Raw genomic sequence first — 14261 nt, forward strand, 5'->3', positions numbered from 1 at the left:
GCTATAATTAACTATGAACGTGTGTTATATAGGAGGATGTTCCTGATGAGCGAAGAAAAGAAACTTAAAATCGAGAAAGTGGACATCGCCGATGGCGGTCGTTATGGTAAGTTCGTATGTGAACCATTAGATCGTGGTTATGGGATCACTCTCGGTAATAGCTTACGCAGAATTTTGCTTTCATCCTTGGATGGGGCAGCTATCACCTCTATCAAAATTGATGGAGTTCTTCATGAATTCTCTACTATTCCTGGTATTCGCGAAGACGTTACGGATATCATCCTTAACTTAAAGCAATTGTGCATCAAAGTTGAAGAAGACGCACAATTACCTTTGGAAGTTCATTTCGACTTCCAAAAGGATGGAATATTGACAGCTACTGATTTAGCTGAACAATTCCCGCCAGAGGTAGAAGTATTGAATCCTGAACTCGTGATTGCGACAATGGATGAGACAGCTCATCTCGTAATGGACGTAGTAATTGAACGAGGTAAAGGCTATGTTCCTTCAACGAAGAATAAAAAAGATACTGATGTTATTGGTTGTATTCCAATCGATTCCATCTTCTCTCCAATTCTTCGTGCTAAATACGAAGTGAGTGATGTTCGTGTAGGTAATGAAATGGACTTTGACAAGCTTACATTAGAAGTTTGGACTGATGGCTCCATTACTGCTGCTGATGCAGTGGCAAAATCTGCTGCCATTATGATTGGTTATTTAGGGAACTTCACTAAATTAGCGCATTCTGCAGATGTTGTAGATGTAAACACTGGTGAAGGCGGTATCGTTATAGATCCAGTAGGTTCTGATAATGAAGAACCAGCTGTAGATGACGGCCCAGCAAAGATTTCCATCGACGAGTTGGAACTCTCTGTTCGTGCGTATAACTGCTTGAAACGTGCTGGCATTAATACAATTGCAGACTTGCTAGACAAAACCATTGATGACTTAGGAAAAGTTCGCAACTTAGGTAAAAAATCTATCGATGAAATTGAGGAAAAACTCAATAATCACCCAGGTGGTTTTCAACTTAAACAAAAAGGCGAATAAGGAGGAAGACGAATGTACAGAAAATTAGGCCGCGACAGCTCCGCTCGTAAAGCGTTGTTCCGTAGCATGTTAACATCTTTCTTCCAATATGAGCGTATTGAAACGACTGAAGCTAAAGCGAAAGAACTTCGTTCTTTAGCTGATCAAATGGTAACTTTGGCTAAACGTGGTGATCTTCATGCACGTCGCCAAGTTCTTGCATACCTCATGGATGAAAGTGTAGTAAAAAAATTGTTTGATACAATTGCTCCAAAATATGCAGACCGCCAAGGTGGTTACACTCGTGTAATCAAAACTGGTCTTCGCAAAGGTGACGCTGCACCTTTGGCTATTATCGAGTTAGTTTAATCAAACTTATACGGTGTTGTAACTTACGTTGCAGCACCGTTTTTTTATTGTCAATTTTATGGTACAATCGACTAGTATAATATCGTAATATGTTAGCAGTTATCGTAAATAATGAATATGTATTGTCAACTTTTTGCATAATATCTAAGACATTATTAAATTCAAGTTCTATCAATAGGATAAATTGAAATAAGGGAATCATGCACAGCATGAGTATGATAGATGATGCAAATGGTTCTACTTTCATAGAAACGAAATTGACTAGAAAGATATGAGGTTATCCATGAATGAACAAGACATTATGATTGAGGTCAATCATATGAGTCATATTTATACTGATGAAAACGGCAATGATGTACATGCCTTAGACGATGTGAGTCTATCCATTAAGCGCGGCGAATTTGTTTGTATCATCGGTACTAATGGTAGTGGTAAAAGTACGCTTGCCAAGCATTTTAATGTGCTATTACAACCTAGCGAAGGACATATCAACGTGTGTGGCTTTGATACGCGAGATGAAGCGCATATTTGGGAGATTCGCCAACATGTGGGGATGGTATTTCAAAATCCTGATAACCAAATTGTAGCGGCCGTCGTAGAAGAGGACGTTGCCTTTGGTCCAGAAAACTTAGGTATTCCTAGTGCAGAAATTAGACAACGTGTCGATGCAGCGTTAGCCGCTGTTAATATGACTGAATATAGAGAACATGGGCCCCATTTATTATCGGGTGGACAAAAACAACGTATTGCTATCGCAGGTGTATTAGCGATGAAGCCTGATTGCATTGTTCTTGATGAACCAACAGCTATGCTCGACCCCAAAGGTCGTCGTGAGGTTCTTGAAACAGTTCATAAGCTCAATAAAGAAGAAGGTATTACCATTGTATATATTACACACTTCATGGAGGAAGCTGTTACGGCAGACCGCGTTGTGGTTATGAAAAATGGTGTGAAATTACATGATGGTACGCCTCGTGAAATCTTTAGCCATGTAGATATCTTAAAAGGTCTGGGCCTCGATGTACCAGTAGCCTCTGAGATTGCTTTTAAATTGAATGCCAAAGGTTATGAAGTGGGTAAGAGTATTATTAATAATGAAGAGTTAGCAGAGGGCCTTAAAGGTTCAAAGTTGGGTAAACAATTAGCAAGTGGTACAATGAAAGCCAGTAATGCAACGAATGCTGTTAATGCTACTACGGCTGTAAAAACTAACAGTATTACAGATAAATCGGATATACAAAATGTATCCGATATAAACTCAACAGATGCTTCAAGAGGGGAGGGAACCCACTAATGGCGATTGTATTAGATAATATTACATATACTTACGGCATGGGTACTCCTTTTGAAAAGACTGCACTTCGTGGTGTATCTCTTACCATTGAAAATGGGGAGTTTTTAGGTGTTATCGGTCATACTGGTTCCGGTAAATCTACCTTTGTACAGCATTTAAATGGTCTATTACATCCTACAACTGGTACCGTTACGGTCAATGGTGTAGATATTAGCGCCTCCACAGAGGAAGCTAAAAAAATGCGCCATAAGGTTGGTATGGTATTCCAATACCCAGAGCATCAATTGTTTGAAGAAACCATTGCTCAGGATATCGCCTTTGGGCCTAAAAACTTAGGACTGAGTGCTGATGACGTAGACGAGCGTGTGCGAGATGCGATGAAGTTTGTAGGTCTTGACTACGACACGTATGCAGAACGATCTCCATTTCATTTATCTGGTGGTCAAATGCGCCGCGTTGCTATTGCTGGTGTAGTGGCTATGAACCCAGATTTCATGGTGCTTGATGAACCATCTGCCGGACTTGATCCATTTGGACGGGAAGAAATTTTTGAAGAAATCATTCGACTTCATAAAGAAAAGGGAATAACTGTAATTCTCGTATCTCACAATATGGAAGATATTTCTCGCATGGCTTCCCGTCTCGTAGTACTCGATAAAGGGCGTGTCGTTCTCGATGGTGAGCCGATGGACATCTTTAATAATCATCGTGATGAGTTACAAGCTGTTGGTGTAGATGTTCCACCAGTGTCTGTTACCATGGAATATTTGCGTGAACAAGGCCTTGATGTGTCTAATCGCGTACTATCCGTAGATGATGCGGTACAAGCAATTCTAGAGGGAGGTAGCCATGTTAAATAATATTACTATTGGTCAATACTTCCCAGGGAATTCTTTTTTACATCGCATGGATCCTCGTGCAAAGATTATAGCCACTACAATCTTTGTTGTAGCTATATTCTTGGCGAATTCTCCGTTGGCATATGGTATTGTTGGTGGTTTTACCATCTTTGCAATGCTGTTATCGCGTTTGCCATTGCGCCTTATGTGGTCTGCCATTAAACCGCTTTGGATTATCATCGTATTTACCATGGGTATTCATATTTTTACGACGCCAGGTAATCCAATTTTCCAATGGGGAATTATTAATATTACGGATCATGGGGTGGCAATGGGTCTTCAAATGGCGGCACGATTAATCTTCTTAATCTTGTTCTCTTCTTTGTTGACCTATACCACATCACCGATTCGCTTAACTGATGGCATCGAGCACTTGCTCAATCCATTCCGTCGCATTGGTGTTCCTGCTCATGAACTAGCCATGATGATGACTATTGCGTTGCGTTTCATCCCTACCTTATTGGATGAGACAGATCGTATTATGAAAGCACAATCTGCTCGTGGTGCAGACTTTGTGACAGGCTCTATCATTCAACGAGCGAAAAACATGGTGCCACTTTTAGTGCCATTATTTATCAGTGCGTTTCGACGGGCCGATGAATTAGCTATCGCTATGGAAGCGCGTTGCTATAGAGGTGGTGTCAACCGTACGCGTATGAAGGAATTACAAGTTACCTGTGTCGATTATATTGGTGTTGGCGCTGTTGTTTTGGTAACTATTGTACTTATCGCATTGTGGTGGTTAGATCTATGAGAAACATACAGATCATAGTGGCTTATGATGGTACAGATTTAGCAGGTTATCAAAAGCAACCTAATGATAAAGGCTTAACGGTACAAGGATGTTTGGAATATGGTTTATCACGTATTTGTAATGAACCCATTCAAATTTATGGTGCATCTCGTACGGATGCAGGGGTGCATGCTAAATTTCAGGTATGTACCTTTCAAACATCAGGGACTATACCCGTAGAAAATATCCCTCGCGCCATGATAGCTCATATACCTAAGGATATAGTCGTTATAGAAGCGATAGAAATTCCGCTAGATTGGAAGCCACGGTGGAATATATACGGTAAAGAGTATGTATATACGATTCATAATCAGCTCATTGCAGATCCTTTGACGAAGCGGTATCATTGGCATGTGAAAAAGCCTTTAGATATTGATCGGATGCAGGCTGCAGGTAATGAACTATTAGGTACGCATGACTTTACAACCTTAAAGGGAACGAATTCAACCCCTGCTGATCCTGTAAAAACAATCCTGGGAATCCATGTTGAGGCAAAGGGGGCTCACGTAACGATTTCTGTGATCGGTGATGGGTTCTTATACCATATGGTGCGTAATATTGCGGGGTTACTCGTAGATGTCGGACTTGGTCGCCGTAAGGTGGAGGACATTAAAGGGTACTTAGTAGCTAAGGACCGCCGTGTTATAGGAAAAACTGCACCCGCTCAAGGCTTATGTTTAGAAGAAATATTCTTCACTGAGGAGCGACAACAAGAGGTGTTACGAAATAAATATTTTAGATGATTCGAGAATAAATATTCTATATAATTTTATATAGACTCTTTTTTGCCGTCTGAATATAAAACGATAAGCATAAATACTAAAAGGATACTACTTAAAAAGTGGTATCCTTTTTCTCTTATAATTTTTAGTTATAATACCTTAATTTATACCTATTATTATGTGAAATGATACATTGTAAACCTAAAATATACATGATACAATGACGATATAAGACAGGTTCGTACTATACATTAAAATAGTAAGGTAGACTCTTGTCAGCAGTGTAATTTTTATCCTAAGGAGGGTGAATCTCTTGCAAAAACGTAAAGATTTTATCTGGAAAATGGGCGGCCAACAAGGTGAAGGTATCGAGAGTTGCGGTGAAATCATGGCCACAATCCTTGCTAAAGAAGGCTACTCTTTGTATAGCCAACGTTTATTTGCATCTCGTATCAAAGGTGGTCATACTACATTCGCATTGCGCGTAGCATTGGAACAAATTATGTCCATTGGTGAAGGGGTAGACTTCTTGCTTTCCCTTGATCAAGAAACCGTTGATATGCACGGTTCCGAAGTACGCGATGGTGGATATATCATCTGTGATAGCAAAGTTAATCCAGACTTTTCTAAATTTGAAGGTACAAAGATTAATTGTTTATCTTTGCCTATCTCTGAAACAGCAATGAAACAAGGCTCCTTGTTGATGCGTAATATCGTAGCACTTGGAATGTCCGTAGCGCTTCTTGGTTTTGATACTAAGATGTTTAAAGATGCTATTACTGAGAAATTTGCAAAGAAATCCCAAGAGATTATAGATAAAAACTTGGCTGCTTTCGATGATGGTCATAGCCTTGTAATGGAAAAGTTAGGCGATGTTGCGATCGATACATTGCCAGCGCCTGGTAAGAAAGATCAAATGTTCTTATTAGGTAACGAAGCATGTGCTCTTGGTGCTATTGCTGCGGGCTCCCGTTTCATGGCATCATATCCTATTACGCCAGCATCCGAAGTTATGGAATACATGATTAAAACTATGGATAAGTTGGGCTCAACTGTTGTTCAAACAGAAGACGAAATCGCAGCATGTATGACAGCTATGGGTGGTGTATACGCAGGTGTTCGTGGCTTTACATGTACTTCTGGTCCAGGCCTTTCCTTGATGGCAGAATCCTTGTCTATGGCTTCCATGGCTGAATTGCCAATGGTTGTTATTGACGTTCAACGTTCTGGCCCATCCACTGGTATGGCTACAAAAGTTGAACAATCCGATATTGATGCAGCTTGCTACAATGCACATGGTGACTACTCTGGTATCGTAATTTCTCCAACATCTATTGAAGAATGTTTCTATGAAATTCAAAAAGCTTTCAACTTGGCAGAAATGTACCAATGTCCAGTTATCTTTATGCCTGACTTACAACAAGGTTTGAATAAACAATCCGTTCCTTCTTTCGATTTGAACCGCGTACCTATTAATCGAGGTAAAATGATGAAAGAAGCTGAGCTTCCTGAATTGGTACAACCTAACTATTTCAAACGCTTTGAATTGACTGATGATGGCATTTCCCCTCGTACAATTCCAGGTATGAAAAATGGTCTATTCCTTTCCACAGGTTTAGAGCATAATGAAGAAGGTAAACCAGCAGAAGCGCCTACAATGCACGTAGCGCAAACTGATAAACGCTTCCGTAAATTGGAAACTGTAGCTGATAATTATGAACCATTCTTGGACAATGCTAAATACGATGAAGCGGATGTACTCGTTGTAGGTATGGCTTCTAGTCGTGGGGCTATCGAAGAAGCTGTTGCTGAATTCGATCAAGAAGGTGTTAAGGTTAACCATTTACAATTGCGCTTAATTAAACCATTCCCAGCAAAGCAATTACAACCGTTCTTTGATGCGGCGAAAAAAGTAGTTATTGTAGAACACAATAAAACTGGTCAATTGGCTAACTTATTTAAAATCAACATGCATAAGAAACATAAGATTTCTAGCTGCTTGAAATACGATGGTAATCCATTCACAAAAAGTTATGTGAAAAATGCGATTAAGGAGGTCCTATAATATGACAACAGCTAAAGATTACAGAAATGATATTCGTCCTAACTGGTGTCCAGGCTGTGGCCATTATGGGGTTCAAGCGGCGATTACTGACGCTGTAGTAGCGAAAAATATTCCACCAGAAAAATTAGCCGTAATTTCCGGTATTGGTTGTTCTAGCCGTATCGGTGGCTATTTCTACGCTTATGGTGCGCATACAACTCATGGCCGTGCGCTTCCTTATGCGCAAGGCGTTAAGCTTGCTAACCAAGACCTAGAAGTTATTGCATTTTCCGGTGACGGTGATGCCTTTGCTATCGGTATGGGTCACACCATTCATGCTTTTAAACGTAATGTAAACATGACATACGTAGTAATGGATAACCATGTATATGGTTTGACTAAAGGTCAAGCATCCCCTCGTTCTGACATCGGTTTTGTTACAAAAACAACTCCTCATGGTGCGTTTGAGTCACCATTGTCCGTTTGTGAAACTGCGATTGCAGCAGGTGCTACATTTGTAGCGCAAAGCTATATGGTGAATCGTAAAGAGCTCGTTGATTTGATTCAACAAGCTATGGATCATGAGGGCTTCTCCTTCATCAATGTATTTAGCCCATGTGTTACATACAACAAACGCAATAGTTATGATTGGTTCAAAGAACATTTAGTAGCATTGCCTGAAGGTTATGACCCAACAGATCGTGCAACAGCGCTTAAAACTTTGGGTGATACTGATGGTTTGGTTACAGGCCTTATCTATCAAAATACATCTAAACCTTCCTTTGAAAAAGCAATGGCTGCAGCAAATGGCGGACCACATCCTCGTCCATTGACTGAAGATGTTGTAAAACCTGACCAAGCATTATTCGACAGCCTTTGTAATGGCTTCAAATAAGCATTAGCAGAACACTATAGATACTTGCTTGTCTACATAATAAACGTGTCACCTTCGGGTGGCACGTTTTTTGTATGTACTATTTTATGAAAAACTATTTAGTATATTGCTTTCTGCGATTTGTCCCATGTGGTTATATAACGTGATATAATAAGGACATTGTATGATATTCATTGCAATTGTATCGTATTCATTGCAGAGGTTTTTATGAAAGCATATGAAAAGGGGATTAGTCTATCTATCTGGACTTTGAGCTGGCCTATATTTATTGAAGTGTTCCTACAGATGCTAGTAGGTAATATAGACCAATTGATGATGAGTCACTACTCGCCTCAAGCGGTAGCAGCGGTAGCTAATGCCAATCAAATTTTAAATATCTTTATTATGCTCATCATCGTCATGAGTACAGCTACGACGATTTTGATTGCCCAATATTTAGGAGCGAGAAATCAGTCCAAGCTATCAGAGGTATGTACGGTCAGCTTAATGATGAATTTTCTCTTTTCATCTATAGCGGCAGTATTCTTTATTACTTGCCATGAATGGATTTTTACATGGCTAGGTATACCACCAGAAACGATGAGTGATACGTCGATATATACTACTATCGTTGCTGCAGGGCTACCGATACAAGCGATGTATTATGCGTTAGTAGCCGTATTTAGAGGTCACTCATTAACACGCGTTACCATGTACATTGCCCTTGTGATGAATATCATTCATATTCTAACAAACTATGTATTAATCTTTGGACATGGTCCAATACCAAGTCTTGGGGTATTAGGTGTTTCTATTTCAACATGGCTATCTAAAGTGGTAGGGCTCGTGATTATTGGATATACTTTTAAGAAATTATTAACCTTAGAGGTGAGCTTTAAATTCTTAAAATCATTTCCGTGGCATACGGTTAAATCTTTATTGCATATTAGTGTTCCTTCTGGTGGAGAAACATTGAGCTATCAATTATCTCAAACTACAATCATGAAAATGGTCAACATGTTAGGCTTAGCAGTTATTAATACTAAAGTTTATGTATCTGTTATCGCCATGCTTTGTTATGTATACACCATAGCGCTATCCAATGCTTCACAAGTTATCGTAGGTTTCCTAATGGGCGCTAAACGCCAAGAGGAGGTTACTAGTCGTGTATGGAAGTCCATGTATTTAGCGATTGCTATTAACGTAGGTCTTGCTACATTCTTCTATGTGACTAGTGATTTTGTTGTATCTGTGTTTACTTCGGATCCGGAAATCCTAGAGTTAGCACATAATGTATTACTGGTTGAAATCTTTCTTGAGTTAGGACGTGCAGTAAACATCGTTATGGTTGGTTGTTTGCAGGCTGCCGGTGATATTCGTACGCCTATGCTAGTGGGAATCTTTGGTATGTGGTTATGCGCCGTGCCATTATCGTATCTATTTGGTATTTACTGGGGTTGGGGCCTTGTTGGTATATGGATTGCCATGGCCGCTGATGAAATCTTGCGAGGGTTATTGTTTGTATATCGTTGGTATAGCGGTAAATGGAGAAACAAGCATCTTATCGAAGCTTAATTTCATTCTCCCTAATTTTGATTTATAATTAGCTAAATAATAATGTAATATAACTAGCATTATATTGGAGAATAGACATTGTTAGTTTTATATGAAAGTAGGTTTATATGAGTAAGACAGTGGGTATTATTGGACTAGGTCTATTAGGTGGGTCCTTGGCAAAGGCCTTAAAGGCATATACCGATTATGAGGTAGTAGGTTATGCACGTCGCCAAGAGGTCTGTGATGCGGCAATTCAAGATGGAGTAGTAAAAGCTGCATGGACAGAAGTTGAACCATTGATTAAACATTCTGATATCGTTGTATTCTCCTTGCCGCCTGATACAAATGCACAACTTTTTACTGAAACGGCTCATCTATTTAGACCGGGACAAGTCGTAACAGATGTATCTAGTGCGAAGGAAAACTTTGCTCATGCCGTATATGACTCTATTCCTAAGGGTACGATTTTTGTATCTGTTCATCCTATGGCAGGCTCTGAAAAGGGTGGTTATGAAGTATCTCATAAGAACCTTTTTAAAGGCATGGGCTGGATCGTTTTAGAGGATAAGGCCTCAGATGTATATAGTGAAGAAGTCGCTCAAGAATTAGCTGAAATGGGTCGTGCCTTAGGGTCTCGTATCGAGTTTGTCGATATCTATGACCATGATGCATATCTTGCGATGGTTAGTCATATGCCTCACTTATTGGCCTCTATTTTAACACAAGTTTCGGGAGGCGATGAATTGGGCGAATTACGCATGAAATTATCTGCTGGTGGGTTCCGTGATTGCACCCGTGTTGCAGGTGGGTTACCATCGATGTGGCGTGAAATTATCTATGGAAATCGTCGTAATGTCATCGAAGGTCTCACACAAATTGAAGCAGAAATTCAACGTGTAAAAGAAATACTTTTACAAGAGGATGACGGTCAAGAATTAGAAATCTATCTTGAACGAAGTCGCGAGATTCGAGGAAAGTTACCGTATTTAACTGGTCAAATCAAGGATAATTAAAATGGCGTAGTTTTGTATCCTATAAGAGAGTAAATGTAACTGAAAAAACATGACATATATCTAGAATCGTGTATACTATATATCGATATGAGTATGTAAATATATTATGTTAAGGGAGCTTTTATGAGTTTGTTACAAGAAACTTGTGGCGCTATTACAGGTCGCAGCTTAGAGATTGAAGGACATATAATCGATAGCTGGAATACAGCATCGCCTGTGGATCGATATGGTCGTCTTGTAGATGTTGTGGCTCAATATGGGGCGGCTACGAATCAAGAGCAGGTAACCGTGCCAAAACCATGTATGATTATTGCTTCTGCGGATCATGGCGTAGCTGATATGGGTGTCAGTGCGTATCCCAAGGAAACAACTGTTGGAATGACACAAAATTATCTAATTCCTAAAGGGGCGGGTGCTAACTCCCTAGCTAATTATTGTGGGGCCCAAATGGAAGTTATCGACATGGGGATCGATGCGGATATGAGTTGGGTTCCAGGCCTTCGTAGTCATAAACTGGGGATGGGAACGAAAAGCTTTGTAGAAGAGCCGGCTATGACGCGTGATCAAGCGATTGAAGGTATCGAAACGGGCATTCGACTTGTAAAAGAAAAAATCGACGAAGGCTTTAATGTGTTTCTTGTAGGCGAAATGGGCATATCGAATACGACAGCTAGTGCTCTTATGACGGCTAAGTTTGCAGGACTTACCGCGGAAGAGGCGACAGGACGAGGAACGAATATTTCCGATGAACGACTTAAACTAAAGCAACGCATTGTTCATGATGTACTGGAGAAATATAAGGATATTCCTAAAGACGATGCCATTGGAATTTTATCTTCTGTGGGCGGCTTTGAATTTACATGTATCGTAGGTGTTATTCTAGGTGCTGCAGCGAATAATGCACTCGTTATTATTGATGGTTTTAATACATCCGCTTGTGCATTGGTTGCTAAAACATTAGTTCCACAGGCGATGGATTATGTAATGGCATCTCATTTATCTGCTGAAAAAGCGGCTAAATCTTCTTTAGAAAATTTAGGTCTTGAAGCCTATGTTGATTTAGGGTTATGTCTCGGTGAGGCCTCTGGTGGTTCCATTCAAATGGGAATGCTAGATCTTGCTGTTCATATGTATTTGGCTGTTACAGGAGGTAAGGCATGAGAACTTTTACAATTGAACCATTACATGCACCATCCATGGAAGCATGCCGATTACGTATCGATAATTTAACAAAACCTATTTATAGTCTTGCAACATTAGAGTTAATAGCTGAGCGTTTTGCGGGTATTCTGGCAGATCCTAAACCAAATCATTTGCGATATGGCGTACTTGTGGTGGCGTCGGACCACTTGGTAGATGGTCCTCAAAATAGTCAGCATGGTAGTGAAAGTTATGAGGCTATCAAGCGTTTCAATGAAGGTAGAACGGCTACACAAGGGGCCGCATCTAAGTTGAATGCAGCTGTGCATGTTGTAAATATAGGTCTTGAACAAGATACAACAGATTTGACAAATATTGACCAACAAGTTATCCGTAAGGGTTCCCATTTCTTTGGTGTGGAGCCCGTCATTTCCCGAGAGGAATTAGACCGTGCTATTGACCTCGGCTTTACGTATGCTGATAAACTACACGATGATGGATTACAGGTCGTAGCTATCGGTAATATAGGGGAACGAGCGTTTCTAGATACTTTAGTAACGACTGCCACCATTACGGGTTGTGCGTATGATGATATTCTCGTTCATACAGAGTGCGGTCCTACGGTAGAGCAACGAGCCGCTCATATTCATTCCTTTGTGGATCGTTTTAATATTGCTGTAGATGACTGGTCCGCTTTGAGTGAAAGCGAGCGCCGTGATGCGGTACTGCATTTGCTTCACGTAGCAGGGGGATTAGATATTGCATTCCTGATGGGTTTTATCTTAGGTGCTGTCGGTCATCGTATGGCAGTAGTATTTGATAATGCTGTAACGGGTGCAGCTGTGTTGGCAGCCGTTACCATTGAACCATTAGTTAAGGACTATATATTCCCATCCGCTGCCTATGAGGAACCAATTCATAAGGAACAATGTCGATTCCTTGGAATAAAACCATGTTTATACTACAATTTACAAATTGATGAAGCTTTGGGATCGACTATGGGGCTATCTATTATCGATGCATCTATGCATATGTTAAATGATATGAAAACCTTCGTTGAAGCTGAGGTTAAAGCGGCTGAAGATGGGGTCGGTAAAGGTAGACAAAAGGATAAAGAATAGTTTAGCCATTAGCTATTATAGGTATATGAATAATACCAGAGATATTGGAACTGTCGTTACAATACTCTGGTATTTTTATTTTATCTAGTATTGATAAAAATTATATCTAGATATTAAGTATATGAAATTGTTATATTGCTGAGCTAAAGTTATACTAATTTCATAAGATCTAGTAATCAAGAATATGTAAGGCCTAAAGCCTTATTAATGGAGGAAATATGAAAAAATTTACTAAAATTGCAATATTAACATCTGTTTTAGCATTGGGGGTATTTTCCATGGGAACAACAAATTCATTTGCAGCAACAACTATCAATAACCTACAACAGGCTTCTCATTTACAAAATGCAATAGTTAGTGATTCTATTAAAGATGATACACGTGTATTTGCTGTGGATAAGGATATTAAAGCTATAGATGTGAGATTCCCGAATCGTTTTGGTATTGACGTAGCCGGTCATATGTATTTACCAAAAGATTTTGATGCATCTAAAAAATATGATGCCATCGTAATTAGTGGACCGTTTGGTGCGGTTAAAGAGCAGTCCTCCGGTTTACATGCACAGGAATTGGCAAAACAGGGATTTGTAACCGTCGCATTCGATCCGTCCTTTACAGGTGAAAGCGGCGGCGTTGTACGTGATATGGCATCCCCAGAAATCTATACGGAGGACTTTAGTGCGGCGGTTGATTTTGTAGGAACTCTTGATTTTGTAAATCGTGACCGTATCGGAGCATTAGGTATCTGCGGTTTATCCGGCCCAGCTGTGACAGCTGCTATCAATGATGTGCGTATCAAGGCTGTTGCTACAACTGCAATGTATAATATGTCCGAAAGTATTCGTGATCATTATAATGGCGCTTATTATACGCCTGAACAACGTGAAGCAATTAAGCAAGAAATGGCGAAAGAACGCTGGGAAGGTGTTGATAGCGGTAAACAAATTCGCTCTTTACATGAGATGCCAGTGGATGCACAAGGTCATGTAGATAAAGGGACTCGTATATTGCCGGAAACATTACCTGCAGATGCGGATCCTGTAACTACAGTGTTTTATAATTATTATCGTGATCGGGCATATCACCCACGTTCTATTAATTCCAATACAATGTGGGACAATCGAGCTAAATATGGTTTCTTTAATTTTGAATTGATGGAACATATAGACGAACTGGGTAATCGTCCTATTTTGATGGTTACTGGGGACCAAGCGCATTCCCGTTACTTTTCTGAGAATGCATATAAAAAAGCAGGCTCTAATAAAGAGTTAGTAGTTGTTTCAGGGGCAAACCATGTAGATTTATATGATAACTTAAAGCTCATTCCTATTCAAAAAATGGCGGATTTCTTCCGTACTAATTTAGATAAATAATATAACTATAAGTAGAAATACCCTCTATTGTTA

The 14261-nt window shown here is 39.8% G+C and carries 12 protein-coding genes and 1 pseudogene; all 13 read left to right on the forward strand.

Going from position 1 to position 14261, the window contains the following annotated elements; all coding sequences use genetic code 11:
- The first annotated feature begins 45 nt into the window (after positions 1–45).
- The 13 genes and pseudogenes from Q7O55_RS01510 to Q7O55_RS01570 all read left to right on the forward strand — a co-directional run bounded on the left by Q7O55_RS01510 (position 46) and on the right by Q7O55_RS01570 (position 14228).
- Positions 46–1050, forward strand: a complete 1005-nt coding sequence (locus tag Q7O55_RS01510) for a DNA-directed RNA polymerase subunit alpha (protein ID WP_303927801.1) — start codon at positions 46–48, stop codon at positions 1048–1050.
- 12 nt (positions 1051–1062) lie between these two features.
- On the forward strand, positions 1063–1398 hold the full coding sequence (gene rplQ / locus Q7O55_RS01515; RefSeq protein ID WP_004695155.1) for a 50S ribosomal protein L17: 336 nt from the start codon (positions 1063–1065) through the stop codon (positions 1396–1398).
- 283 nt (positions 1399–1681) lie between these two features.
- Positions 1682–2515: pseudogene (locus Q7O55_RS01520) on the forward strand (energy-coupling factor transporter ATPase); the annotation flags it as partial.
- Between the two features lie 176 nt (positions 2516–2691).
- Positions 2692–3552 (forward strand): energy-coupling factor transporter ATPase, encoded by an 861-nt coding sequence (locus Q7O55_RS01525; protein WP_303927803.1) that lies wholly within the window; start codon positions 2692–2694, stop codon positions 3550–3552.
- Positions 3542–4345, forward strand: a complete 804-nt coding sequence (locus Q7O55_RS01530) for an energy-coupling factor transporter transmembrane protein EcfT (protein WP_303927805.1) — start codon at positions 3542–3544, stop codon at positions 4343–4345. Before Q7O55_RS01525 ends, Q7O55_RS01530 begins: the two co-directional genes overlap by 11 nt.
- The gene (truA, locus tag Q7O55_RS01535) at positions 4342–5127 is read left to right on the forward strand and encodes a tRNA pseudouridine(38-40) synthase TruA (protein ID WP_303927806.1); all 786 of its coding nucleotides are present in this window, start codon (positions 4342–4344) and stop codon (positions 5125–5127) included. The genes Q7O55_RS01530 and truA overlap by 4 nt, the downstream gene beginning before the upstream one ends.
- Positions 5128–5419: 292 nt before the next feature.
- A complete protein-coding gene (locus tag Q7O55_RS01540) occupies positions 5420–7171 on the forward strand; it encodes a 2-oxoacid:acceptor oxidoreductase subunit alpha (protein ID WP_303927807.1) in 1752 nt (583 codons plus the stop codon).
- 1 nt (position 7172) lies between these two features.
- Positions 7173–8045: a 2-oxoacid:ferredoxin oxidoreductase subunit beta gene (locus Q7O55_RS01545; protein WP_004695167.1), complete on the forward strand. Its 873-nt coding sequence runs from the start codon at positions 7173–7175 to the stop codon at positions 8043–8045.
- A 207-nt stretch (positions 8046–8252) separates the two neighbouring features.
- Positions 8253–9599, forward strand: a complete 1347-nt coding sequence (locus tag Q7O55_RS01550) for an MATE family efflux transporter (protein ID WP_303927810.1) — start codon at positions 8253–8255, stop codon at positions 9597–9599.
- Between the two features lie 107 nt (positions 9600–9706).
- Positions 9707–10594, forward strand: a complete 888-nt coding sequence (locus Q7O55_RS01555; protein ID WP_303927811.1) for a prephenate dehydrogenase/arogenate dehydrogenase family protein — start codon at positions 9707–9709, stop codon at positions 10592–10594.
- A 123-nt stretch (positions 10595–10717) separates the two neighbouring features.
- Positions 10718–11755 carry a nicotinate-nucleotide--dimethylbenzimidazole phosphoribosyltransferase gene (locus tag Q7O55_RS01560; RefSeq protein WP_303927813.1) on the forward strand — a complete coding sequence of 346 codons (1038 nt, stop codon included), beginning with the start codon at positions 10718–10720 and terminating at the stop codon, positions 11753–11755.
- Positions 11752–12855: a nicotinate-nucleotide--dimethylbenzimidazole phosphoribosyltransferase gene (locus Q7O55_RS01565; protein WP_303927814.1), complete on the forward strand. Its 1104-nt coding sequence runs from the start codon at positions 11752–11754 to the stop codon at positions 12853–12855. The genes Q7O55_RS01560 and Q7O55_RS01565 overlap by 4 nt, the downstream gene beginning before the upstream one ends.
- A gap of 218 nt (positions 12856–13073) precedes the next feature.
- Positions 13074–14228, forward strand: coding sequence for an alpha/beta hydrolase (locus Q7O55_RS01570; protein ID WP_303927815.1), 1155 nt, complete (start codon positions 13074–13076; stop codon positions 14226–14228).
- The last annotated feature ends 33 nt before the right edge of the window (positions 14229–14261 follow it).

It is taken from the genome of Veillonella parvula, from assembly GCF_945949885.1.
GTDB lineage: Bacteria > Bacillota > Negativicutes > Veillonellales > Veillonellaceae > Veillonella > Veillonella parvula_B.